Below are 22,907 nucleotides of genomic sequence, written 5' to 3'. Positions count from 1 at the left end.
GAGGCAATAACAATGGTTAGAGAATACGACATTGTCATCTTAGGAGGCGGTACGGGCGGTTACGTGGCCGCCATCCGTGCTTCCCAGCTAGGATTGAAAACGGCAATTGTAGAAAAAGCAGAACTTGGCGGAACGTGTCTGCATCGCGGATGCATTCCATCGAAGGCATTGCTGCGTTCAGCAGAAGTTTACCGGCAAACAAAGGAAGCGGCAGCTTTCGGTATACATACAACAAATGTGCGCCTTGATTTTGAAGGTGTACAAAAGCGAAAAACGGCAATCATTGACCAGCTGCATCGCGGTGTGCAGCACTTAATGAAAAAAGGAAAGATTGATGTTTTTCAAGGATTTGGCCGTATTTTAGGACCATCCATCTTTTCTCCTACAGCGGGAACGATATCGGTTGAATTTGCCGACGGCAGTGAAAATGAAATTTTGCTGCCGAAGAACGTCATCGTAGCAACCGGTTCTACTCCGCGTTCACTTCCGGGAATCGAGTTTGATGAAAACAGAATTCTAAGTTCAGAGGGTGCTTTAGCGCTAACAGAGCTGCCGGAAACGATGACAATTATCGGCGGCGGAGTGATTGGGATTGAGTGGGCATCCATGCTCCATGACCTTGGTACAAAAGTAACTGTTCTTGAATACCGAAATCGCATTCTACCTACTGAGGATGAACAAATCAGTAAGGAAATGGAAAAACAGCTCAAAAAACGCGGCATCACCATCCATACAAATGTGAAAGTGGAGAGTGCTGCTGCAGATGACAGTCAAGTAACGGTAACAGCGCAGATGGATGGCGACAAACAAGTATTTGTTTCCGATAAGATTCTCCTGTCTGTCGGGCGTTCTGCTAATGCAGCAGATATTGGCTTGAAAAATACGGAGATCCAGCTCACCGAGCAAGGCTATATCGCGACAAATGCATACTATCAAACAAACGAATCACACATCTATGCAATTGGCGATGTAATCGGCGGCATGCAGCTTGCCCACGTTGCGTCCCGAGAAGGGATTGTGGCAGTTGAGCATATTGCAGGCGTGGAAACAGAAGCGCTGGACTACAGCACTGTGCCAGCTTGTGTATACAGCTACCCGGAGACAGCCAGTGTCGGAATGACAGAAGCTCAAGCCAAGGCAGAAGGCTATACGGTTAAATCAGGTAAGATGAGCTTTCAGGCGGTTGGAAAAGCGTTAGTTTACGGAGAAACAGAAGGATTCGTCAAAATAATTGCTGATGAAAAGACAAATGACTTACTAGGTGTTCATATGATTGGTCCGCATGTGACAGATATGATCTCTGAAGCAGCGCTTGCGAAGCTGCTTGACGCAACACCGTGGGAAATTGGACAATCCATCCACCCGCATCCGACCTTATCGGAAATTATCGGGGAAGCTGCTTTAGCGGTTGATGGAAAGCAAATACATGGCTGAGACAATGAAGAAAGGGGGAGCGGCGATGTCAGAATCAAGACATGCTTCTCTTGGAATATCAGATGAAAAAGTAATAGAAATGTACAGGTGGATGCTGTTGGCTAGAAGAGTGGATGAACGGATGTGGTTATTGAACCGCGCAGGTAAAATTCCGTTTGTAGTTTCTTGTCAAGGGCAAGAGGCAGCGCAGGTTGGCGCTGCGATGGCTTTGGATAAGGACATTGATTATTTGCTGCCATATTATCGTGATTTAGGCATGGTGCTTCCTTTCGGGATGACAGCGAAGGATTTAATGCTGTCTGCATACGCTAAAGCGGAAGATCCAAACTCTGGCGCAAGACAAATGCCGGGACACTTTGGCAAAAAGTCTTCCCGCATTGTTACGGGCTCTTCGCCTGTAACAACGCAAGTGCCGCATGCAGTCGGCTTCGCGCTTGCTGCTAAAATGGAGAAAAAACAGCTCGTCAGCTTTGTAACACTTGGGGAAGGTTCTTCTAACCAAGGTGATTTTCATGAAGGCTTGAACTTTGCTGGCGTTCATAACCTGCCAGTAATCACAATGGTACAAAACAATAAATATGCCATCAGCATACCGCAGGAAAAACAGCTCGGCTGTGTGAATGTATCTGACCGGGCGCAAGGCTATGGGATGCCTGGCTTCACAGTTGACGGAAATGATCCGCTGGCTGTGTATCAAACGGTAAAAGATGCACGTCAGCGTGCGCTGAATGGAGACGGTCCAACACTAATTGAAGCAGTATCTTACCGTTTAACGCCGCACTCCAGTGATGATGATGATATGACATACCGAGAAAAGCAAGAAGTCGAAGAAGCACGCAAAAAAGACGGCGTGCTGACATTCGCTGCGTATCTTCGTGAAGCAGGTGTGCTGACAGAAGAAACAGAAAAACAATTAGAAGAAGAAATCAAGCAAATCGTAGATGAAGCAACAGACTATGCTGAGCATGCTGAAGACCCGGAACCGGAATCCGCATTGCTTCATGTGTATGCCGATTAAGGAGGAAAAACAATGCCAGTAATGTCTTATATCCAAGCAATCACGCAAGCAATGCGCGAAGAGATGGAAGCAGATGAAAAAGTATTTGTATTAGGAGAAGATGTCGGAAAGCGAGGCGGCGTATTCCGTGCTACCGACGGATTATATGATCAATTCGGGGCAGAGCGCACCTTGGATGCACCACTGGCTGAATCAGCTATCGCTGGTGTAGCAATTGGCGCGGCAATGTACGGTTTGAAGCCTATTGCGGAAATGCAATTTGCTGATTTTATTATGCCGGCAGTAAACCAGATCGTCTCGGAAGCAGCTAAAATCCGCTACCGTTCCAATAACGACTGGACTTGCCCGGTAACCATTCGTGCGCCGTATGGCGGCGGTGTACACGGCGCGTTGTATCATTCTCAATCTGTAGAGGCGGTATTTGCCAACCAGCCAGGCTTGAAAATTGTTATGCCTTCTACACCTTATGATGCAAAAGGACTTCTAAAAGCAGCGATTCAAGATCCCGATCCGGTCTTATTCTTTGAGCATAAAAGAGCTTACCGCCTCATTAAAGGGGAAGTACCGGCAGAATCCTACACGCTGCCAATCGGAAAAGCTGATGTAAAACGAGAAGGTTCTGATATTACGGTCATCACCTACGGATTATGTGTTCATTTTGCGCTGCAGGCAGCCGAAAAACTGGCAGCTGAAGGTATTGAAGCACATATTCTTGATTTGCGGACTGTTTATCCACTTGATAAAGAAGCGATTATCGAGGCTGCTTCTAAAACAGGAAAAGTGCTGCTAATCACAGAGGATAATAAAGAAGGCTCCATTATCGGAGAAGTTGCAGCAATTATTGGGGAAAATTGCCTCTTCGACTTGGATGCACCAATACAGCGGCTGGCTGCACCAGACGTTCCTGCTATGCCATATGCGCCTAGTACGGAAAAATACTTTATGGTAAATCCCGCCAAAGTAGAAGCTAGCATGCGAGAACTAGCGGAATATTAAACGAGGTGTAATGATGACGATAGAAAAGATATTGATGCCAAAACTTGGCGAGAGTGTAACGGAAGGCACAATCAGCACATGGCTCGTCAAACCTGGTGACAAAGTGAGTAAATATGATGCCATTGCAGAAGTGATGACGGACAAGGTAAACGCGGAAATTCCCAGCTCTTATACAGGTGTCATCAAGGAATTAACAGTAGCAGAAGGTGACACAGTAGAAGTAGGCGCTCTCATTTGTTCCATTGAGACAGAGGATGCAGGAGAAGCACCGCAGCAGGAAACTGCTTCTGCTTCATCTGGCAGCGCTGCCCCTGCTGATGAGCCTGCGAAGCAAACAGCTGGAGAAACAGCGATGAAAGCACGGTATTCACCTGCTGTTATGCGACTCGCACAAGAGCATGACTTGGACCTTTCTGCTATAAACGGCAGCGGAAAAGGCGGCCGCATCACGAGGAAAGACGTGGAAGCAATTATTGCCTCCGGTGAAAAGCCCCAAGCGCAAACGAAATCACAGCCAGAAACGCAAACTGCTGCTCCAGCAGCTGCAGAACAGCAAGCAGCTCCAGCTCCAGCGAGGGAAGCAGCTGCTTCAGGTGCGGCGATTCCAGTTACAGGTGTCCGCAAAGCGATTGCTGCTAATATGGTTAAAGCTGCTACGGAAATACCGCATGCATGGATGATGGTAGAAGTTGACGTAACGGAATTGGTTACCTATCGTAACAAAGTTAAAGATGCATTCAAAGCAAAAGAAGGCTATTCGCTTACGTTTTTCTCCTTCTTCGTCAAAGCTGTAGCACAAGCGTTAAAAGAATTCCCGCAGCTGAATAGCTCTTGGGCAGGAGATAAAATTATTCAGCATGATGAAGTAAACATTTCTATCGCTGTTGCAAAAGAGCAGGAGCTGTTCGTACCAGTCATTCAATCAGCAGACGATTTGAGTGTAAAAGGGATAGCGAAACAGATTACTTCTCTTGCAGGAAAAGCACGAACTGGCAAGCTGACTGCAGCTGACATGCAGGGCGGTACATTTACGGTTAATAATACGGGCTCCTTTGGTTCTGTCCAGAGCATGGGTATTATTAATCATCCGCAAGCGGCAATTCTGCAAGTAGAGTCAATCGTAAAACGCCCGGTAATTATTAATGATATGTTTGCAGCGCGCGATATGGTGAATTTATGTTTGAGTCTTGATCACCGTGTGTTAGACGGACTCGTTTGCGGTCAATTTATGGCGAGGGTGAAAGAGATTCTCGAGAACATATCAGAATCGACAATGCCAGTCTATTAAGTGAGTCTTTAGAAATTGAAAGAAGCTAAAATTGCTGATACACTTGAACTAGTGTAAAAGGGGAGGAATAGCGATGGCTGATTTCAGAATGTTTATGAATGATATCGTAACAACAGCGAGAAAAGACCTGACAGATGCAGGCTATGTCGAATTGACGACACCGGAAGAAGTGGACAGTACCTTGAAGAAAGAAGGTACAACTCTCGTTATGATCAATAGTGTCTGCGGCTGTGCTGGCGGCATTGCTCGTCCTGCAGCAGCGCATAGTCTTCACTATGATAAACGGCCGGATCAGCTTGTGACTGTGTTTGCAGGTCAAGACAAAGATGCGACAGCAAAAGCGCGTGAATATTTCACAGGATTCCCGCCAAGCTCTCCATCCTTTGCTTTCATGAAAGACGGCGAAATCGTCACGATGATTGAGCGTCATGATATCGAAGGTCATGAACCGATGGAAGTTGTCAATAAACTGCAGTCATTGTTCGACGAGCACTGCAAAGAAGTATGAGCAGTAGTCCCCATCCTCAGGATGCGGGACTATTCTGCTTTTGATCATTTTTAAACGAGGAGCACCAATGTGAAAATAGGCTATCGTACAATTAAAACTGCGGTAGGAACACCCCTTGCGATTTGGATAGCAGAACTATTGCAGCTGGATAACAGTGTATCGGCGGGCATACTGACCATACTCTGCACACAAATCACAAGAAAGAAATCTTTCCTTGCCGCTTGGCATCGCATAGCGGCCTGTCTGCTGGCAATTGTGCTTTCCTTCCTGCTATTCGAGACAATCGGGTTCTATCCATTGAGTATTGGCATCTTGCTGCTTTTGTTTATTCCGATAACAGTTTCGCTGCGCGTTTCACCTGGTATTGTATCCAGTTCCGTTATTATTCTGCATTTATACAGTGCCGGTAATATTACTGTTGATTTGGTTATAAATGAACTTATTTTAATAGCAGTAGGAATCGGGATTGCGCTACTTGTAAACCTTTATATGCCAAGCTTAGAGGCGACCATCCGGCGAAAACAAATTGCTCTGGAACGTAATTTCGCGAAGATACTGAAAGAGATTGCAACGTATTTAAAAGAAGGAGACCAAGCGTGGTCTGGCGAAGAGATTGCCAAGACAGAGAAAATCCTCAAGGAAGCAAATCAGCTTGTAGGACGTGATGTTGAAAATCATGTACTGCGGTCGGAGCATCCATATTATGATTATTTTGAGATGCGTACAAACCAATTTGCCATTTTAAAACGGATTCTGCCGCTAGTCAGCCGGCTTCCAGAAACGTCTTATTCACAATGCGACCGATTAGCTCATTTTTATTTTGGGCTGGCAGACTCTGTTCATCCGGGCAATACAGCAGTTCTGTTTCTAGAGGAATTAGAATCGTTGCGACAATCTTTTGATAAAGATCCGCTTCCAAAATCAAGAGAAGAATTTGAGACAAGAGCACATCTTTTTCAGCTGCTGTATGAAATGGAAAATTATTTAAAATTAAAGCAAGCATTCAAAGAAAGCGATCTGCAACATAGAAATAGACAGATAGAGCAACAATAAAAGCATCATCACCTAGAAGGGATTGTGCTTTTATGCGTGCGCTTCTGCTGGCTTTTACTTGTGTATCAATCTTGTCTCCGTTATGGCCGTTTGGTGAAAATCCAATGCCAGGCAGGCCGCTTATCATTGTAAACAAGACGACGAACCAGCTTGCACTTGTAGACAATGGTGCGGTTGTGAAAATTTATCCAGTGGCTACTGGCAAAACAGCGGAGTCAACCCCAGAAGGATTATTCATGACTTTGTTCAAGACAAAATACCCTTCGTATACGAAAAAAGGGATAGCTGGCGGTGACGAAGACAATCCGCTCGGAAGCAGATGGATCGGTTTTAATGCAAAAGACACACAAGGCCGGACTTACGGTATTCATGGAACGAACAGGCCGGAGTCAATTGGAAGAAGTGTGTCGGCCGGCTGCATCCGGATGCAAAATAAAGATGTGGAAGAATTGTACGAACAAATACCCGTCGGCACAAAGGTACACATCGTTACAGATGGAAAATCATTTGAGGAGATTGGAAGAGAAGATGGAGCTATTTTGTCTCCTAGAAGACAAAATAGCTCATTGTGATTGCTAACGTGGAGATAAGCATCGTGAATATCATCAAGTAAACCATGAATTTCATGGCGATACTTTGCTTGGATCTTTTTTTCTTCTGATTAGCCATTGCTGTGAAGCCCCCTTATCTGTTTATGTACATTGTACAGGGAAGCGGGTAAGGGGACAAGGAGAAACCAATAGACAGATAGGAGTACATAATTATGATAAAAGTAAACGAAGATCGTTTAATTGAAACATTCTTAGAACTCGTTCAAGTGGATTCCGAAACGGGCGAAGAACAAGAGATCGCGAATGTCTTGAAAAAGAAATTCACGGATCTAGGTGTTCACGTTCAAGAAGATAATTCCATGGAGAAGACCGGTCACGGAGCTAACAATCTGATTTGCACATGGGAAGGTACAATGGAAGAAAAAGAAAACATCTACTTTACCTCTCACATGGACACCGTTGTTCCTGGCAAAGGAATTAAACCGCAGATCAAAGACGGCTATATTACGAGTGACGGTTCTACGATTTTAGGGGCGGATGACAAAGCTGGTCTTGCAGCAATTCTTGAAACAGTGCAAGTGTATAACGAACAAGAGCTGCCGCATGGCACTGTTCAATTTATTATTACAGCAGGTGAGGAGTCAGGTCTTGTCGGCAGCCGTGCGCTTGATTCATCATTGGTGAAGGCATCATTCGGTTACGCGATCGATAGTGACGGTTCGGTTGGAGATATTGTCGTGGCAGCACCAACGCAAGCGAAGCTGCTTGCAAAGATCCATGGTAAAACCGCGCATGCAGGAGTAGCGCCTGAAAAAGGCATTTCTGCAATCACATTGGCAGCCAAAGCAATCTCAAAAATGCCGCTCGGCCGCATTGATGAAGAAACGACAGCAAATATCGGCAGCTTTGCAGGCGGGAAGCAAACGAATATCGTATGCGATTATGTGGAAATTTTAGCAGAAGCCAGATCATTAGAAACGAGCAAGATGGAAGCACAGGTACAAAAAATGAAGCAAGCATTTGAACAAACAGCTGAAGAGTTTGGCGGCCGCGCAGATGTAGACGTCAAAATTATGTACCCAGGCTACAAGCAGCAAGCAGGTGACCGCGTTGTCGAAGTTGCGCGCAGTGCAGCCAAAACAATTGGCCGGGAAAGTAAGCTGACGCAAAGCGGCGGTGGAAGTGATGCCAATGTTATTGCTGGATTTGGCATTCCAACAGTAAACTTGTCTGTCGGTTACGAAGACATCCACACGACAAATGAACGGATACCAGTAACGGAGTTGGTTAAGACCGCAGAAATGGTTGCAGCAATCATTCAGGAAGTTGCCAACAGCTAATGAAGATAGGAGGCCCATGCCTCCTATTTATTTTGCAAACATGCTATAATAGAACGACAGTTCGCATCGAGAGGAGGAGCAGCATGCAGAGTAAAGGAAGGGCGATTTTCCATGTAGATATGAATAGCTTTTACGCTTCGGTTGAGATGGCTTTTGACCCATCGCTTCGCGGCAAGCCGTTAGCTATTTGCGGTAATCCAGCTGAACGGAAAGGCATTGTCGTTACAAGCAGTTACGAAGCAAGGAAAAAAGGCGTACGCACGACAATGCCGCTGTGGGAAGCTCGTCGCTTATGCCCAGATTTACTTGTCATGCGTCCAAATTTCGATCGCTATCGGAAAGCTTCCAGTGAAATGTTTAAACTCCTGCAAGAGGTAACACCAATTATACAGCCAGTTTCTATTGATGAAGGATATATGGATGTAACGGATTGTTCTCATTTGGGCTCCACGCTAGAGATTGCTCAAACGCTTCAGGAACGTATTTTGAAAGAATTGGATCTTCCTTGCAGCATAGGGATAGCGCCTAACAAGTTTTTGGCTAAGATGGCATCGGATATGAAGAAACCACTTGGCATTACTGTTTTAAGAAAAAGAGATATTTCTTCTATACTGTGGCCGCTTCCGATAGAGGAAATGTACGGAGTCGGAGCAAAGACAGCAGAGAAGATGCGGACACTTGGGATTCAGACAATTGGAGAATTAGCACATAAAGATAAATACCAATTAAAACGAATCTTCGGCGTGAACGGCGAACGGCTGGCCAATCGGGCAAATGGAATAGATGATAGACCAGTTGATCCCGAAGCTGTGCACAGTTTTAAAAGTATCGGCAGTTCCCAAACACTGCCGCATGATACAACAGATGATAAAGAGCTGGATAAACTGTTAAGCCAATTGAGCAAAAGTGTAGAAAAACGGATGCAACGTAAAGAAGCCATCGCAAAAGGTATACAGCTGATGATTCGTTATCATGACCGCAAGACCATTACTAGAAGCATGAAGCTGCAGCATTTTCTTGAGTCGGCAGATGAAGTATTCCAGCATGCCCAAACGCTCCTGCAGAAGCATTGGAACGGGGAGCCAATCCGGCTGCTCGGAGTCAGTGTTTTCGATGTGGCAGAGAAAAAGGAAGTCGGTAAACAGCTGGATCTGTTCACGTATGAAAAAGAAGCTGAAAAAGAGGGGTTATACAAAGCAATAGATGACTTAACCTCCAAATTCGGCAAAAATCCATTTCGCCGTGTGCAAGCTAGTACATCTGATGAGGTGCGTACAAGTTTTCAGAAGGATTTTTTGGATGATTATAAAAAGTAAAGTATCTTTTTTGTGAATTCATTGTGTTCTACATCTTGCTTTCGTTATTAAAAAATCCAAACAACGCTGCTATTAACCGCAGTATTATTTGGATTCTTATATAGCTAAAACACTTGTGTCCCCAGAGCGTCTCTTTTATTAATTACAAATACTGGGTCCGTGTAAACGCAATTTTAGAACGTACGCATTTTATTTTTCCATGTTATGCTTCTTTTAACATCCAGTAATTTCGATAGGCTTTATAGAAACTGATACTAGAGAAAGCACATATTATGAGGGGGAGGTTGCTTAAAAGCAGAAATGGAATTTCTAAAATAAACCCTATCCAAAATAAAGAACCACTTAAGCCTGAAAGACCTTCAGCAAAATAGAAACCTGTATCTTGGTAAATTAAATATGAAATAAATAGCAACATTACGCTAACAACAGCTGAAAAATACATCAATTTTCTATAATAATTACGTTTTGATTGGCGATCTGAGAAGATTACATTTTTGTTATCACCTTCTTTTTGCCAGTATCGAGTTCCACCAAGCCAGCAGGGGCTATTTATATAGCTCCAGCCAAAATCTTCATAAGTCTCTTTATAATGTTTAAATCTTTCCTTTGATAAATAATCTTGGTAATCCAATCGCAACACATAACTCTTATCGGTTTTTTCGAAAGTGTATATTCCTAATGCACTAATATTTGTACAACGGTATCCTTTCTGCAATTGGTCGTTTAGCCACTGCTCTTCTTTTTCAAAATCAAAAAATATATTAAACTTCTTCATTTGATTCACTTCCTTCGTAAAGTGATAGAATGTGCAATAACCTGGCTTGTTCCAGTTTTAAGATTGAACTTCCTTCTTCAGTTAACATATATACTTTTCTTCGGCCCGACTCTCCAACAGGTTCAATCCAACCATGCTTATTTAAGTTATCAATCGCACCGTATAATGTACCAGCTGCTAACTTAACAGCACCGTTACTTAACTTTTCAACCTTCTGCATGACAGCATAGCCATGGAGCGGTTCACGCAGAGCCAATAAGATGTAATGCATTGTTTCCGACAACGGTAACAATTTGTGTTTCATATGCTCACCCTTTATTCAGTTCGACTATATAGTTCAACTTAATAAAAAGATAATACAGTTCAACTGAATAGTCAATACTTTTTCAAATTTATCTAGAACGCCGATATTATCTACTTATGAAAGAAATAGCAGAAAAAGATTTGGCTTAAAATTATACTAAAAGCAGCAGTAATAGCCTGCGGACAGGTAGATTTATTAGTTATATATTAAGTTAGGGATATTATTGAGAAAATGGTGTTTTCCATTATTTTAATTGGAACGCCTGTTGAAAGTGGTTTGCTAGGGCTAAGAAAGAGGGCTTGGAGTTAAAAAGGAGATTTTAAAGCTTTTAACTGAATAGGTATATCAGCACATTGTCGGCGATTATCTACACAGTTTTTCAAAATAAAAACCCAAACTATGCCAGTCCATAAAAGACTTCGCTATAGCTTGGGTTATGTACTTGCCATATTATTTTTTCATCACTTCAAAAACGCTCATATCTTCGGCCAGTTCAGTTGCTGGGAAGATCGTTTGTGCTTGTTCTGCTAGGATTTCTGCTTCTTCTTTGTGGTAGCGGGCAGAGATGTGGGTCAGAACCAGTTTTTGTACGTTTGCTGCTTTTGCCAATGTGGCGGCTTGCAGGGCAGTGGAGTGGCCGTATGCTTTGGCCATTTCCGGTTCGTCTGCCGAGAAAGTCGCCTCATGCACAAGAATATCGGCATCTTGCAGCACTTCTTTTAACGTTGGTAAATAGGTTGTATCGCCGAGTATTGCCAGTTTGCGGCCAGGTTTATCAGGTCCGAGAAAGTCTGCTCGTCTGATTTGCTGCCCATCAGGCAATTCTGTTACTTCCTGGGTTTTGATTGACCGGTAAATTGGGCCTGGCGTGATACCCAATTCTCTAAGCTTATCTACTCGCAATTCTCCAAGTGTGTCTTTTTCTTTGACAATATAACCAAAGCAGGGGATTCCATGCGACAGCTCAATCGCATCTACTGTCCAGCCTTCGTCTTCAAAAATACGGCCGGGTTCAATTTCATGTATGATCAAGCTGTTCGCTGTGCTGCTTCCGCTTATATTCAATGACACTTCAATATATTCCTTAATGCCGCGAGGACCGTAGATTTCGAGCTGTAAGTCAGATTGCTGAAAAGAACGTGTCGATAATAAACCAGGCAATCCGTAAATATGGTCACCGTGAAGATGTGTGATGAATATCTTTTCTATTTTGCCAGCTTTCAGCGGGGAATACAGCATTTGATGCTGTGTAGCTTCCCCGCAGTCAAACATCCATACAGCTTGCCTTTCTTGCGGCATTGAAAGGCAAATGCTCGTTACATTGCGATCCTTTGAGGGGAGACCGGCACCGGTCCCGAGAAAATGTAATTCCATAGTAAAAAGCCTCCTGCTATTACCAGCCGCGCTTATAAGGGGCTGGTGCTTCCAAACTATAATGCAGCTGTTCTGCTGCTTCGAGCGGCCAATACGGATTACGCAGCATGGCCCGGGCAACAAAAACAAGATCCGCACGTCCATTCTGGAGAATTTCTTCGGCTAATGGACCGTTCGTGATCAAACCAACCGCTGCCGTGTCGACAAGCGCATGCTTGCGAATGCGTTCAGCATGAACCACTTGATAACCAGGATAAACAATGTCCGGACCCTGAGCGACAACGCCGCCAGTACTGCAATCAATTAAATCAACGCCTTGTCGTTTCATTTCAATGCTATAGTAAATGAAAGCATTCATATCATTGCCATCTTCGACGTATTCATCTGCCGATATACGGACAAACAAAGGGCCATCCCAAACTTGCCTTACAGCGTCGATTACTTCCCGAAGAAGACGATAACGGTTCTCACGGGCGCCTCCGTACATATCAATTCGCTTGTTCGTAAGCGGTGAGAGGAATTGATTGATCAAATAACCATGCGCAGCATGAATTTCAATCACATCAAATCCTGCTTCTTTCGCACGAAGCGCTGCTTGGCGGTACGCCTCGACTAATTCTTTTATTTTGTCTATCGTTAACGGAGTTGGTTCAGGTGATTCTCCGTCCCATGGGACATTGCTTGGCGCTGCAATTGGGTCGCTGGCTCTGGATTTCCTGCCTGCATGTCCTAGCTGAATACCGCTTTTGGCACCGTGTGCTTGAATGCGGCTGCTGATTGTGCGAAGACCTTCCACATGTTCATCAGACCAAATACCAAGATCGTTATTGGATATTCTTCCTTCTGGTGTAACGGCGGTTGATTCCACGAATACAAGGCCTGCTTGGCCGATTGCTCTGCTTTCATAGTGAGAGACATGGAAAGTTGTTGCTTTCCCATCTTCCTCTTCCACGGCATACATGCACATTGGAGATACAACAATACGGTTTTTTAACGTACAATTTCTGTAAGTAATAGGTTGAAATAATTTAGGTGTAGCCATTGTAGGACCTCCGTTAGTTTGATTAACTAGTTATATAGCTTTTACGCAAATCCAGTGCTCTGTCTGGTACGTCACTGATGATTGTATCGCATGCTGCTTCAAGCGCTTTTAAGATGTACACCGGCTGATTGACAGTGTATACCCGAATTGGGATATTCCGCTGCTGGCATTCAACAAGCAGCTTTTTATTCAGCAAGCGAAACTTTGGATGCATTGCTTTAGCACCGATTTCCTCCATAAGGGAGAACAACTGCTTTGGACGTTTCGACGTCAGAAATCCTGTATCAATAGCAGAATCAAGTACAGCCGTTCTGCGGATGCTGTCTGGATTAAAGCTGGAAATCGTTGTCCTGTCTGTCATGTGATGCTCCTGAAGTCGCTGGAGGACAATCTCCTCGATGCCTGGATAAGGAAACTTGTTTGTTTTCAGCTCTACATTTAAAAGCAGTGATGTTTGTTTGATCCAGGAAAGGAAATAATCAAGCGAAATAATGCTTTCGCCCGCGTAATCACGATGAAACCAACTGCCTGCATCTAACTGTTGTAATTGTTCGTATGTAAGATTGCGAACCAATCCGCGTTTGTTCGTCGTACGATTAATGCTTTCATCATGAATCAGTACAGGAACTTGGTCTTTCGTCAGTTGTACATCTGTTTCAATTCCGTCCGCCTGCATTCTTTCAGCCATTTGAAAAGCAGCCATTGTATTTTCCGGTGCATAGTTACTTGCACCGCGATGTGCAAATATTTTGGTAGACATGTTTTCACCCCGAACTTATACGTATAGTAGAATTGTGCGAGAAAAACCGGCAAAAGTCAATTTGAAAAGGAGTGCTAAGAATGAAACAGTGGCAAACGGTTGAAGAATTGGTCGCGTTACTGGCAGAACTGGTGGAAATCGAGAGCATTACAGGTTCGGCCGAGGAAATACGTTTCCCAGAACATGTGTACAGTTTATTAGAACAAAAGCCATACTTTCAGCAGCACCCTGATTATATAGCACTGCATCCTCTGCAAGACGGAAGACAGCTGCTCACTGCATTGGTAAAGAAAGCTGATAAAAAAGACACAATCATCCTTCTCAGTCATTTTGATGTAGTAGGAACAGAGGATTTCGGCACGTTTCAGCATTTGGCCTGCAAGGTAAGCGATTTGACAGCTGCTTATCAAAACGGGGATGTCAAGCTGCCGCAAGCGATCAAAACAGAAATACAGCATGGCGAATGGCTGTTTGGCCGTGGAACGATGGATATGAAAGCGGGATTAGCTGTTCATCTATCTATGATGGAACGGGCCATGGAAGGAGTTTTTGACGGTAATATTCTGTTATTGTCAGTTCCGGATGAGGAAGTAAACTCAGCGGGTATGCTGTGTGCTTTAGAAGTGCTGCAGCAGCTGCAGGAAAAGGAAGGGTTGCATTATAAGCTATGCTTGAACGGAGAGCCTGTTTTCAGTAAGTACCCTGGGGATACCGGCAACTATATGTACACTGGTTCCATTGGTAAAGTACTTCCCGGTTTTTTCTGCTACGGAAAAGAAACGCATGTAGGAGAGCCGTTTGGCGGGCTTAATGCTAATTTGATGATCAGCTATTTGTCGCAGGAACTTGAGCTGCAGGAAGCATTCATCGAAGAAGTGGACGGAGAGGTGACGCCTCCGCCAGTCAGTTTGATGCTGCGTGACTTAAAAGAAGCATATTCCGTTCAAACGCCTGTTTCCGCAGTAGCGATGTACAATGTTCTGTTCTTAGAGCAATCCATCCAAACGATCAATGATAAATTGAAGGTCGCTATGAATCAGGCAGCTAGCAGAATAGAAGCACATTACCAGGAAAAAGCGAAAGCGTCGGCTGCAAAGTCTCGTGCATTCCAGCCAATTGGCTTCCAAGTAAAAACGCTTCTATATGAAGAGCTTTATGACTATGCAGTTAACCGGTTTGGCAGAGCAGAAGTAGAAAGAAGGCAAAACTGGCTGGTAACGACAAGAAAAGAAGGAGACAGAGACTTCACGACAAAGCTTGTGAAAGAGTTAGTGAGTATGTGCCATGAGCTGGCACCTGTTATCGTTCTTTTTTACAGCCCGCCCTTTTATCCTGCGGTTTCTTCTAAGAAAGATCCGTATGTACAGAAGCTAGTTAAGGAGATTCAAACGGAAGCTAAAAAGCATTTCGCTGCAGATTTGACGGAAGTGCAGTTTTTCCCGGGTTTGTCTGATTCGAGTTTTATCGGCAAACCAACGTCACCGACTGCTATTCAAGACTTAATATCTAATATGCCGCTGCAGAAGAAAGGATTTACACTTCCAGCAGACTTGATGGAAGGGCTGCAGATGCCGGTTTTGCATTTAGGTCCCTATGGCAAGGATGCACATCAATGGACAGAGCGTCTGGAAATAACCTATAGTTTTGGCAAACTTCCTGATCTGATGGAACAGGCAATCCAGTACGCATTTCGTACATAACCAGGGGATTAGTTGGGTAAACAGAAAGAGGTACGTCACATGAAATTAGCTAAAAAGAATGTCTTAATTACCGGTGCATCCAGCGGCCTTGGCCGGGCGCTTGCGATGGAAGCAGCTGCAGCCGGGCACAAATTGGTGCTGGTCGCTCGGTCACTGGATAAACTGCAGCAGCTTGCTGCAGAGTTAGCGGAGCGTTTTAATACAGATGTTTCTGTCTACCGTGCAGATTTGAATGCATCAGCAGAGTGGCGTGCCGTGCTGGAAGAAATGCTGCAGCAAGAGCAGCGGATCGATGTGCTGATCAACAATGCTGGCGTTGGTTATTTTCGTTATTTTACCGAAACAGAACCTGGTCAGCTCGATACAACAATGCGTGTTAATGCGCTAGCTGGGATGGAAGCCGCTGCGGCTGTACTGCCAAGCATGTTAAAGCAGCAGAGCGGACATATTATGATGATCGGTTCAATGGCTGGTAAGGTGGCCACACCGAAAGCCGCTGTATACGCAGCTAGTAAGCATGCTGTTATTGGATTTAGCAACGGATTGCGCCAGGAGCTGAAACCTTATGGCATCTGCGTAACAACTGTTAACTTAGGGCCAATGGATACGAACTTTTTCGATACAGCTGACCCGAGCGGACGTTATCGTGAAGCAAGTTCCCGTTATATGCTGGCGCCTGAGCAAGTTGCACGGAAAGTCGTGGCAAGCATCGGCAAGCCAAAGCGTGAAATCAATCTGCCAGCCTGGATGGGCAGTGGCAGTAAACTATTCCAGCTCCTCCCCGGATTCATGGAGAAGCTGCTCGGCAGCCAGCTTAGTAAGAAATAAAGGAGGAATAGGTTATGAAATTAACCGTTACTGAAACAGCATTAGAAAAAATGAAAGCACTGCAGGATGAGACACATCGTTATCTGGTTTTATATTACGATACGGAAGGAATTGGCTGCAAAGTGAATGGCATTCCAACAGTGCGATTGGCGGAAGAACCACGCGCAAAGGATGTAGAGGTAGAAAGCGATGCTATCCCTGCTGTCATTGACGCGCACCAAGAAGTGTTTTTTGCAGATGAAGTGAAGCTGGACTTTAGCAATAATGTCTTTCGTTTATCCAGCAAAGAAGGCTATTTGAATGCCTTAATTCCGCAGACGCATTTGACACAAACAGATTATCGGGAGAAAAAAACGGAACCTAGCAGGGGAGATGCCTGCTAGGTTCCGGGTTTACGTTACCGATGATTGTCATAGGTTATCGGCTTGGTGATTTGCTGCAGCTGTGCATATAAGTCATCTGGCAGCCGATCAGTTGTTAAAGCGGCGTTTTGCTTCACTTGCTCCAAGGAGCTAGCGCCCATTACTGCACTTGCTAAAGCAGGGTGCTGCAAGATATAGCGAACTGCTAAATCCGTGACAGATGTTTGTTCGTTTTTCGCGAGCAGCCGCAGTTTTTCACTTGCCGCCAGCAACTCTTCGTAAGTGTAAGTCAAATGACCGTCGCTGCCTTTTTGCTTCACTTTTTCAGTCGTCTTGTCACTCAGCATGCCTTTTGCCACACTTCCGCGTGCAAACACGCTGATCTGGTTTTCGGCAAGCAAATCAAGTGTTTGTTCTTCTGGTCTGCGGTCTAATAAACTGTACTGCATCATAACGCTGACAATATTTGACCGCTTCACATACTCACGGATGACATTCGGGCGAATAGAAGAGATACCGTAATAACGGATCAGCCCTTCTTTTTTTAATGTTTCAAATGCATCAATCGTTTCGTCAATATTATCTTCCATTGTACCGCCGTGCAGCTGGTAGAGATCAAGATAATCTGTCTGCAGCCGCTGCAGGCTCGTTTTTATTTGCGAAATAATATAGTCTTTGCTGGCATCCCAATGCCATCCGTGTCCGTCTGCGTTCAACCGGTTGCCGACTTTACTTGCTAAAATGATGTTGTCCCGACGGCCTTTGAAGGCTTTTCCGACAATTTCTTCATTCCGGCCTTGATCATACAAATCAGCCGTATCAAAATAATTAATTCCAAGATCCTGTGCTTCATGAAGCAGTTTAATAGCTTGCTGTTCATCTGTACCGATGCTCATCGTTCCAAAAGAAATTTCAGAAACGTGAAGATCAGAAGTACCAACACGTCTTGTCCGCATATTATCCCACCTTCTTTTTTTATCCTGCAATTTCAGTGTAAAGGGAAAGGAGCTGTCGGACAACTTATGTGTCCTAATGAAGGAAGCAAAATGACATGTTTCATCCAATAGCTGTGTTAAGCTAGAGAAACGAAATAAAGGAGTGTACATAATGAAGAAATTTGAAGAAAAAACAATTGAAACAAAACCTGTATATGATGGAAAAGTAATTTCCTTGCGTGTGGACACGGTGAAGCTGCCGGATGGCAATACCTCAAAGCGCGAATTAATTAAACATCCAGGTGCTGTTGCAATTATACCGATAACAAAAGAAGGTAAAATTATCTTTGTTGAGCAGTACCGAAAAGCATTAGAAAAATCAATTGTCGAAATTCCTGCTGGAAAGCTTGAGCTCGGAGAAGCGCCGGAAGTGACAGCGGTTAGAGAACTGGAAGAAGAGACAGGCTATACAGCGAAACAGCTGAATAAGTTAGGGTCGTTTTATACCTCACCAGGATTTGCAGACGAATTGCTCCATTTATATGAAGCAGTTGAGCTTGAGCTTTTGACAGAGACCGTTGCAGGAGATGATGATGAATTCGTTGAGCTCATGGAGCTGACCCTTGAGGAAGCAGAGGCTTTAGTAAAGGAGGAGCGCATTCATGATGCGAAAACGATGTATGCACTGCTGTATCTTCGTTTGAAACACGCATCCAACTAATGGTTCTAGCAGACAAGCTTTCTTCATAGATTCTAGTAACTAGACTAGAATGTGGAGGAAGATATAAATGAAGCAGCGGGAATTTATTCTCTTGTCGCACGTCAGACAGCATGCGACAAGTTACTTGTTTATGCTTGTTTTATTTTTGATCGGAATTGTTTTTGGAGCAATCGTGGTCAACAGTATGAACTTTACGCAAAAAGAAGACCTGTTTTATTATTTGGAACGTTTCTTTTCACAGCTACAGCAAGGTCAAACGATGAGCAAGCAGGAGATTTTGCAATCCAGCTTTCTGTCACATGTGAAATTTTTGCTGTTTTTATATGTGCTAGGTCTCTCTATTATCGGTATTCCGATTATATGGATGCTTTTGTTTAGTAAAGGCTTGATGATGGGATTTAGTGTGGGTTTTCTAGTCAATCAGCTTGGCTGGAAAGGACTGATGCTTGCAGCAGCGGCAGTCGCTCCGCAAAACCTGATTGTTATTCCGCTGTACTTGGTTGCGGGTACAAGCGCCATGCTGTTTTCGGTGACGCTGCTGCGCAAGTTAATAGCTAATCGATCTCCATTATCATTGAGACGCTATTTTATTCAATACAGCGTCATTTTTCTCATCTTGCTAGGCAGTTCTTTTGCTGCTTCTATGCTGGAGACTTTTCTGTCGAATCCGCTCCTTTCCTTACTTGTGAACGAATTATTGTGAGCTGAGTGTTAAGAATTATTATAATCAACTATTTATAATAATTATAATTTGACACTTTTTTTGCTGTCGGTATATAATAAGTGTGGGATTACGAGGGAGGAATTCACTTGGAACACCGCATTGAACGCATAAAAAAGCAATTACATGCGCAGAGCTACAAGCTGACACCGCAGCGAGAAGCAACGGTACGTGTGCTGCTGGAGCGAGAAGAGGATCATTTAAGCGCTGAAGACGTCTACCTCCTCGTAAAGGAAAAAGCACCGGAAATCGGCTTGGCTACTGTTTACCGAACGCTGGAATTATTATCTGAACTGAAAATCGTTGATAAAATAAACTTTGGGGACGGTGTATCCCGTTATGACCTTCGCAAAGAGGGCGCCACGCACTTCCACCATCATCTTGTTTGTATGGAGTGCGGGTCTGTTGAGGAGATTGACGAAGATTTGCTGGAGGACGTTGAGAAAATTGTCCAAACCGACTGGGGATTCAAAGTAAAAGATCACCGTCTCACTTTCCATGGTATTTGCCGTGTCTGTCAGGCGGCCGAGAAGGAAGAAGATTTAGAAGCAGCTGCAGTTCAAGTAAACCGAACATCTTAAACATCGGAGGCCTTTCCTAGCAAATGGATAAGGCTTTCTTTCGTTTTACTAACTGATTTACAAAATGAGAGGAATAGGGTAACGTTAACCTTGTACGTATAATTTCCGCTTTCTTTGGCATAGTCTGTACAAAGACGATGTCAGGGAAAGGAGAAGTGTATATGAAGCGATTCATTTTTGATACAGGCAAGCTTCTGCTCGTATTTGTTGCATGCTCCGCATTTTTCTATTTTGGACTGCGTTTTATCCATAGTGAATATGAGAGCTATCATCGCTATGATCCCCCCGAGGGAAATGCGGTGAAAGTGGCGTCAATGGAGCAGGAGAATAGTTTAGTAGACAGAATGACGTTATTTTTCCGGTTAGGAGAGTAGCTATATGCAAGAAGCTTTGGATGATTTTATCCATTATCTGCAGATTGAGCGAGGTTTATCGGAAAATACATTGCAGTCCTACGCCCGTGATCTGCGTACTTATTCTAAGTATCTGCAGGCAAACGAGGTGCAGGAATGGGCATTTGTCACCCGGGCTAAACTGACCGCTTATCTTCGCTGGCTGCATGATAATGGGAAGTCGGCAGCGACGATTGCGAGAACATTATCCAGCATCAGACTCTTTCATCAGTTCTTGCTTCGGGAATATGGTCTGAAGGAAGATCCAAGTATACATATTGACACACCAAAAAAAGAACGCAAGCTTCCGAAGATACTATCTTCGGACGAAGTGGACCAGCTTTTGTCTTGCCCTGGAACAGACATATTAACCATTCGCAACCGCGCCATGCTGGAAACGCTGTATGCAACGGGCCTGCGCGTATCAGAACTTTTGGCTTTGGAACTTGATGATCTGCACTTGGAAATGGGCTTTGTCCGCTGTTTTGGGAAGGGATCAAAGGAACGGATAGTCCCGCTGGGGGATATGGCCAAGGCAAGATTGGAAGACTATTTGAATCGGTCGCGAAAAGTGCTGCTCAAGGCTAAATCGAGTGATATTTTATTTGTGAACCATCATGGTAATTCTTTGTCCCGCCAAGGTTTCTGGAAAGTATTAAAACAAATCGGCCGCGATGCTGGCATACAAAAAGAGATTACCCCACACACGCTGCGTCATTCTTTTGCAACGCATCTGCTGGAGAATGGGGCTGATTTGCGTGCTGTTCAAGAAATGCTCGGACATGCGGATATAAGCACGACGCAGATATACACACATGTGACAAAAACGAGACTGAAGGATATTTACAAAACCCACCATCCTCGGGCTTAAGCTATACATACAGGAGGCAATAACATTGGATTTTAAACGCGCATTTCTTATCGTAATGGATTCTGTCGGGATTGGAGAAGCGCCGGATGCAGAAGCTTTCGGTGATAAAGGAGCAGATACACTCGGTCATATTGCTTCTCATATGAACGGGCTGCAAATGCCGAATATGGCAGCTCTAGGTCTTGGCAATATTAGAGAAGTAGAAGGCATTAAAGCTGCCGACCAGCCAAAAGCGTATTATACAAAAATGCAGGAAGCATCAAATGGTAAAGATACCATGACAGGACACTGGGAAATCATGGGTCTTCGCATCGACCAGCCATTTCGTACATTCCCGGATGGATTTCCGGATGCTTTATTAAATGAATTGAAAGAACGTACCGGCCGCGGCATTATTGGCAACAAGCCAGCTTCTGGAACAGAAATTCTGGACGAACTTGGCGAGCAGCATATGGAAACTGGCGATATGATTGTTTATACATCTGCTGATTCTGTACTGCAGATTGCAGCGCACGAGGATATTATTCCGCTGAATGAACTGTATCGTATTTGCGAAATTGCCCGGGAGCTTACACTTGATGATCCTTATATGCTTGGCCGCATCATCGCACGTCCATTCGTTGGGAAGCCGGGTGCATTTGAGCGGACATCGAACCGCCATGATTATGCGCTGAAGCCTTTTGGCAGAACGACGATGAACAGTTTGCAAGATGCAAACTATGATGTGATTGCTTTAGGAAAAATCTCTGATATTTATGATGGAGAAGGCGTGACAAAGTCTGTCCGTACAAAGGATAATGACGACGGTATGACAAAGCTAGTGGAAAGCATGGACGAAGACTTTACTGGCATCAGCTTCCTCAACTTAGTTGACTTTGATGCGAAATACGGTCATCGCCGCGATCCAGAGGGCTACGGAAAAGCACTGGAAGATTTCGACAAACGCTTGCCGGAAGTACTAAACAAGCTGAAAGAAGATGATTTGCTGCTGATTACTGCTGATCACGGAAATGACCCGGTTCATCACGGCACAGACCATACAAGAGAGTACGTGCCTTTGATTGCTTACCATACGGGGGCAGCACAAGGGGAAGAACTTCCGCTTCGAAATACGTTCGCGGATATTGCGGCGACAATCGCAGAAAACTTTAACATTGACATGCCAGAACACGGAACAAGCTTTTTACAAGCGTTGAAAAAGGGGAAATAAACATGCAGACAGAAGCGATTAAACAAGCAGCCGATTATATAAAAAATAAATTAACTGCTGCACCGGAAGTAGGTCTCGTTCTTGGATCTGGGTTAGGTGTTCTTGCTGATGAAATTACCGATACAACTGTCGTTCCTTATGGTGAGATACCTGGATTCCCGGTTTCTACCGTAAGCGGACATAAGGGACAGCTCGTAATTGGTAAACTGGAAGGCCAGCATGTAATTGCGATGCAAGGTCGCTTCCATTTCTATGAAGGTTATCCGATGGAATTGGTCACGCTGCCAATTCGCGTGATGAAAGCGCTAGGTGTAGAAACGCTGATAGTGACGAACGCAGCTGGCGGTATCAATGAGAGCTTCGAGCCAGGCAACTTGATGTTAATTACGGACCATATTAACAATATGGGAACAAATCCCTTGATTGGACAGAACGACGAAGAACTCGGTGCACGATTCCCGGATATGTCTGCTGCTTACAGCAAAGAACTTCTAAAGCACGCCCGTGCAGTTGCTGAAGAAATTAATCTGGAAGTGCAAGAAGGCGTTTATGTGGGCAATACAGGTCCTTCTTATGAGACAGGTGCCGAAGTACGGATGCTCCGCACGTGGGGCGGAGACGCAGTCGGTATGTCGACAGTTCCGGAAGTGATCGTTGCCAGTCATGCTAAAATGGACGTTCTTGGCATTTCCTGTATTTCTAATATGGCAGCAGGCATTCTGGATCAGCCGCTGACACATGATGAAGTAATGGAAACAACAGGCCAGGTTCGTGAAGACTTCCTGCGATTCGTAAAACAAATCGTCAAACAGCTTCCAAATAAATAA

At 44.4% G+C, this 22,907-nt stretch carries 26 protein-coding genes; 19 read left to right on the top strand and 7 right to left on the bottom strand.

From position 1 onward, the window contains the following. The first annotated feature begins 12 nt into the window (after positions 1-12). The 7 genes from lpdA (at position 13) to CRO17_RS08660 (ending at position 6,869) form a co-directional block, all read left to right on the top strand. Positions 13-1,434: a dihydrolipoyl dehydrogenase gene (gene lpdA / locus CRO17_RS08690; protein WP_097041296.1), complete on the top strand. Its 1,422-nt coding sequence runs from the start codon at positions 13-15 to the stop codon at positions 1,432-1,434. Positions 1,435-1,438: 4 nt separating this feature from the next. Next, complete coding sequence (locus CRO17_RS08685) at positions 1,439-2,452, top strand: thiamine pyrophosphate-dependent dehydrogenase E1 component subunit alpha (protein WP_425444434.1); 1,014 nt, start codon at positions 1,439-1,441, stop codon at positions 2,450-2,452. A gap of 12 nt (positions 2,453-2,464) precedes the next feature. Further along, entirely contained in the window at positions 2,465-3,448 is a 984-nt protein-coding gene (locus CRO17_RS08680; protein ID WP_097041292.1) for an alpha-ketoacid dehydrogenase subunit beta, read from the top strand. A gap of 13 nt (positions 3,449-3,461) precedes the next feature. After that, positions 3,462-4,736 carry a dihydrolipoamide acetyltransferase family protein gene (locus CRO17_RS08675; protein ID WP_097041289.1) on the top strand — a complete coding sequence of 425 codons (1,275 nt, stop codon included), beginning with the start codon at positions 3,462-3,464 and terminating at the stop codon, positions 4,734-4,736. Between the two features lie 73 nt (positions 4,737-4,809). Further along, complete coding sequence (locus CRO17_RS08670; protein WP_097041288.1) at positions 4,810-5,244, top strand: BrxA/BrxB family bacilliredoxin; 435 nt, start codon at positions 4,810-4,812, stop codon at positions 5,242-5,244. A gap of 69 nt (positions 5,245-5,313) precedes the next feature. After that, the gene (locus CRO17_RS08665; RefSeq protein ID WP_097041286.1) at positions 5,314-6,297 is read left to right on the top strand and encodes an aromatic acid exporter family protein; all 984 of its coding nucleotides are present in this window, start codon (positions 5,314-5,316) and stop codon (positions 6,295-6,297) included. Positions 6,298-6,329: 32 nt separating this feature from the next. Next, positions 6,330-6,869: a L,D-transpeptidase gene (locus tag CRO17_RS08660; protein WP_097041284.1), complete on the top strand. Its 540-nt coding sequence runs from the start codon at positions 6,330-6,332 to the stop codon at positions 6,867-6,869. On the opposite strand, the gene prli42 is transcribed toward CRO17_RS08660, so the two are convergent. Beyond that, positions 6,844-6,966, bottom strand: a complete 123-nt coding sequence (gene prli42 / locus CRO17_RS08655; RefSeq protein ID WP_097041281.1) for a stressosome-associated protein Prli42 — start codon at positions 6,964-6,966, stop codon at positions 6,844-6,846. The two genes, CRO17_RS08660 and prli42, sit on opposite strands and share 26 nt — an antisense overlap. 94 nt (positions 6,967-7,060) lie before the next feature. Here prli42 and CRO17_RS08650 point away from each other — a divergent pair, with 94 nt between their 5' ends. Further along, positions 7,061-8,188: a M20/M25/M40 family metallo-hydrolase gene (locus tag CRO17_RS08650; protein ID WP_097041279.1), complete on the top strand. Its 1,128-nt coding sequence runs from the start codon at positions 7,061-7,063 to the stop codon at positions 8,186-8,188. An 83-nt stretch (positions 8,189-8,271) separates the two neighbouring features. Beyond that, the gene (locus CRO17_RS08645; RefSeq protein ID WP_097041277.1) at positions 8,272-9,504 is read left to right on the top strand and encodes a DNA polymerase IV; all 1,233 of its coding nucleotides are present in this window, start codon (positions 8,272-8,274) and stop codon (positions 9,502-9,504) included. A 202-nt stretch (positions 9,505-9,706) separates the two neighbouring features. Here the strand turns inward: CRO17_RS08645 and CRO17_RS08640 are convergent, their stop codons facing one another. The 5 genes from CRO17_RS08640 to CRO17_RS08620 form a co-directional block, all read right to left on the bottom strand. After that, entirely contained in the window at positions 9,707-10,279 is a 573-nt protein-coding gene (locus CRO17_RS08640) for a DUF2812 domain-containing protein (RefSeq protein WP_097041275.1), read from the bottom strand. Next, entirely contained in the window at positions 10,266-10,583 is a 318-nt protein-coding gene (locus CRO17_RS08635; RefSeq protein WP_097041273.1) for a PadR family transcriptional regulator, read from the bottom strand. Before CRO17_RS08635 ends, CRO17_RS08640 begins: the two co-directional genes overlap by 14 nt. Positions 10,584-11,033: 450 nt before the next feature. Next, positions 11,034-11,957 (bottom strand): ribonuclease Z, encoded by a 924-nt coding sequence (gene rnz / locus CRO17_RS08630; RefSeq protein ID WP_097041271.1) that lies wholly within the window; start codon positions 11,955-11,957, stop codon positions 11,034-11,036. A 19-nt stretch (positions 11,958-11,976) separates the two neighbouring features. Beyond that, positions 11,977-12,999: an NADPH dehydrogenase NamA gene (gene namA, locus CRO17_RS08625; RefSeq protein WP_097041269.1), complete on the bottom strand. Its 1,023-nt coding sequence runs from the start codon at positions 12,997-12,999 to the stop codon at positions 11,977-11,979. 22 nt (positions 13,000-13,021) lie between these two features. Next, positions 13,022-13,759 carry a glycerophosphodiester phosphodiesterase gene (locus tag CRO17_RS08620; protein ID WP_097041267.1) on the bottom strand — a complete coding sequence of 246 codons (738 nt, stop codon included), beginning with the start codon at positions 13,757-13,759 and terminating at the stop codon, positions 13,022-13,024. Between the two features lie 80 nt (positions 13,760-13,839). Here CRO17_RS08620 and CRO17_RS08615 point away from each other — a divergent pair, with 80 nt between their 5' ends. The 3 genes from CRO17_RS08615 to CRO17_RS08605 are packed head-to-tail and all read left to right on the top strand — an operon-like array spanning position 13,840 to position 16,670. Further along, positions 13,840-15,459: a M20/M25/M40 family metallo-hydrolase gene (locus CRO17_RS08615; RefSeq protein ID WP_097041265.1), complete on the top strand. Its 1,620-nt coding sequence runs from the start codon at positions 13,840-13,842 to the stop codon at positions 15,457-15,459. A 39-nt stretch (positions 15,460-15,498) separates the two neighbouring features. Then, entirely contained in the window at positions 15,499-16,287 is a 789-nt protein-coding gene (locus CRO17_RS08610; protein ID WP_097041263.1) for an SDR family NAD(P)-dependent oxidoreductase, read from the top strand. Between the two features lie 14 nt (positions 16,288-16,301). Continuing rightward, positions 16,302-16,670: an iron-sulfur cluster biosynthesis family protein gene (locus CRO17_RS08605; RefSeq protein WP_097041261.1), complete on the top strand. Its 369-nt coding sequence runs from the start codon at positions 16,302-16,304 to the stop codon at positions 16,668-16,670. A 14-nt stretch (positions 16,671-16,684) separates the two neighbouring features. Here the strand turns inward: CRO17_RS08605 and CRO17_RS08600 are convergent, their stop codons facing one another. Continuing rightward, on the bottom strand, positions 16,685-17,605 hold the full coding sequence (locus CRO17_RS08600) for an aldo/keto reductase (protein ID WP_097041258.1): 921 nt from the start codon (positions 17,603-17,605) through the stop codon (positions 16,685-16,687). A 151-nt stretch (positions 17,606-17,756) separates the two neighbouring features. On the opposite strand from CRO17_RS08600, the gene CRO17_RS08595 reads away from it, so the two are divergent. From CRO17_RS08595 to CRO17_RS08565, 7 genes are all read left to right on the top strand, one after another. Next, positions 17,757-18,305: an NUDIX hydrolase gene (locus tag CRO17_RS08595; protein WP_097041256.1), complete on the top strand. Its 549-nt coding sequence runs from the start codon at positions 17,757-17,759 to the stop codon at positions 18,303-18,305. A gap of 67 nt (positions 18,306-18,372) precedes the next feature. Continuing rightward, positions 18,373-19,008 (top strand): stage II sporulation protein M, encoded by a 636-nt coding sequence (spoIIM, locus tag CRO17_RS08590; protein WP_097041253.1) that lies wholly within the window; start codon positions 18,373-18,375, stop codon positions 19,006-19,008. Positions 19,009-19,115: 107 nt separating this feature from the next. After that, complete coding sequence (gene fur / locus CRO17_RS08585; protein ID WP_077308856.1) at positions 19,116-19,607, top strand: ferric iron uptake transcriptional regulator; 492 nt, start codon at positions 19,116-19,118, stop codon at positions 19,605-19,607. 161 nt (positions 19,608-19,768) lie between these two features. Then, a complete protein-coding gene (locus tag CRO17_RS08580; protein WP_097041252.1) occupies positions 19,769-19,981 on the top strand; it encodes a DUF4227 family protein in 213 nt (70 codons plus the stop codon). Positions 19,982-19,985: 4 nt separating this feature from the next. Beyond that, on the top strand, positions 19,986-20,870 hold the full coding sequence (gene xerD, locus CRO17_RS08575) for a site-specific tyrosine recombinase XerD (protein WP_097041250.1): 885 nt from the start codon (positions 19,986-19,988) through the stop codon (positions 20,868-20,870). A 25-nt stretch (positions 20,871-20,895) separates the two neighbouring features. After that, positions 20,896-22,080: a phosphopentomutase gene (gene deoB / locus CRO17_RS08570; RefSeq protein WP_425444411.1), complete on the top strand. Its 1,185-nt coding sequence runs from the start codon at positions 20,896-20,898 to the stop codon at positions 22,078-22,080. Between the two features lie 2 nt (positions 22,081-22,082). Then, on the top strand, positions 22,083-22,907 hold the full coding sequence (locus CRO17_RS08565; RefSeq protein ID WP_097041246.1) for a purine-nucleoside phosphorylase: 825 nt from the start codon (positions 22,083-22,085) through the stop codon (positions 22,905-22,907).

The organism is Terribacillus aidingensis, from assembly GCF_900215625.1.
In the GTDB taxonomy this organism is placed as follows: domain Bacteria; phylum Bacillota; class Bacilli; order Bacillales; family Amphibacillaceae; genus Terribacillus; species Terribacillus aidingensis.
The sequence above is the reverse complement of the archived record's forward strand: the minus strand, read 5'-3'. Positions and strand labels throughout refer to the sequence as shown.

Coding starts and splice junctions, on each gene's coding strand:
- lpdA (WP_097041296.1), top strand. CDS start 13: ATGGTTAGAGAATACGACATTGTCATCTTAGGAGGCGGTACGGGCGGT.
- CRO17_RS08685 (WP_425444434.1), top strand. CDS start 1,439: ATGAAGAAAGGGGGAGCGGCGATGTCAGAATCAAGACATGCTTCTCTT.
- CRO17_RS08680 (WP_097041292.1), top strand. CDS start 2,465: ATGCCAGTAATGTCTTATATCCAAGCAATCACGCAAGCAATGCGCGAA.
- CRO17_RS08675 (WP_097041289.1), top strand. CDS start 3,462: ATGACGATAGAAAAGATATTGATGCCAAAACTTGGCGAGAGTGTAACG.
- CRO17_RS08670 (WP_097041288.1), top strand. CDS start 4,810: ATGGCTGATTTCAGAATGTTTATGAATGATATCGTAACAACAGCGAGA.
- CRO17_RS08660 (WP_097041284.1), top strand. CDS start 6,330: ATGCGTGCGCTTCTGCTGGCTTTTACTTGTGTATCAATCTTGTCTCCG.
- prli42 (WP_097041281.1), bottom strand. CDS start 6,966: ATGGCTAATCAGAAGAAAAAAAGATCCAAGCAAAGTATCGCCATGAAA.
- CRO17_RS08650 (WP_097041279.1), top strand. CDS start 7,061: ATGATAAAAGTAAACGAAGATCGTTTAATTGAAACATTCTTAGAACTC.
- CRO17_RS08645 (WP_097041277.1), top strand. CDS start 8,272: ATGCAGAGTAAAGGAAGGGCGATTTTCCATGTAGATATGAATAGCTTT.
- CRO17_RS08640 (WP_097041275.1), bottom strand. CDS start 10,279: ATGAAGAAGTTTAATATATTTTTTGATTTTGAAAAAGAAGAGCAGTGG.
- CRO17_RS08635 (WP_097041273.1), bottom strand. CDS start 10,583: ATGAAACACAAATTGTTACCGTTGTCGGAAACAATGCATTACATCTTA.
- rnz (WP_097041271.1), bottom strand. CDS start 11,957: ATGGAATTACATTTTCTCGGGACCGGTGCCGGTCTCCCCTCAAAGGAT.
- namA (WP_097041269.1), bottom strand. CDS start 12,999: ATGGCTACACCTAAATTATTTCAACCTATTACTTACAGAAATTGTACG.
- CRO17_RS08620 (WP_097041267.1), bottom strand. CDS start 13,759: ATGTCTACCAAAATATTTGCACATCGCGGTGCAAGTAACTATGCACCG.
- CRO17_RS08615 (WP_097041265.1), top strand. CDS start 13,840: ATGAAACAGTGGCAAACGGTTGAAGAATTGGTCGCGTTACTGGCAGAA.
- CRO17_RS08610 (WP_097041263.1), top strand. CDS start 15,499: ATGAAATTAGCTAAAAAGAATGTCTTAATTACCGGTGCATCCAGCGGC.
- CRO17_RS08605 (WP_097041261.1), top strand. CDS start 16,302: ATGAAATTAACCGTTACTGAAACAGCATTAGAAAAAATGAAAGCACTG.
- CRO17_RS08600 (WP_097041258.1), bottom strand. CDS start 17,605: ATGCGGACAAGACGTGTTGGTACTTCTGATCTTCACGTTTCTGAAATT.
- CRO17_RS08595 (WP_097041256.1), top strand. CDS start 17,757: ATGAAGAAATTTGAAGAAAAAACAATTGAAACAAAACCTGTATATGAT.
- spoIIM (WP_097041253.1), top strand. CDS start 18,373: ATGAAGCAGCGGGAATTTATTCTCTTGTCGCACGTCAGACAGCATGCG.
- CRO17_RS08580 (WP_097041252.1), top strand. CDS start 19,769: ATGAAGCGATTCATTTTTGATACAGGCAAGCTTCTGCTCGTATTTGTT.
- xerD (WP_097041250.1), top strand. CDS start 19,986: ATGCAAGAAGCTTTGGATGATTTTATCCATTATCTGCAGATTGAGCGA.
- CRO17_RS08565 (WP_097041246.1), top strand. CDS start 22,083: ATGCAGACAGAAGCGATTAAACAAGCAGCCGATTATATAAAAAATAAA.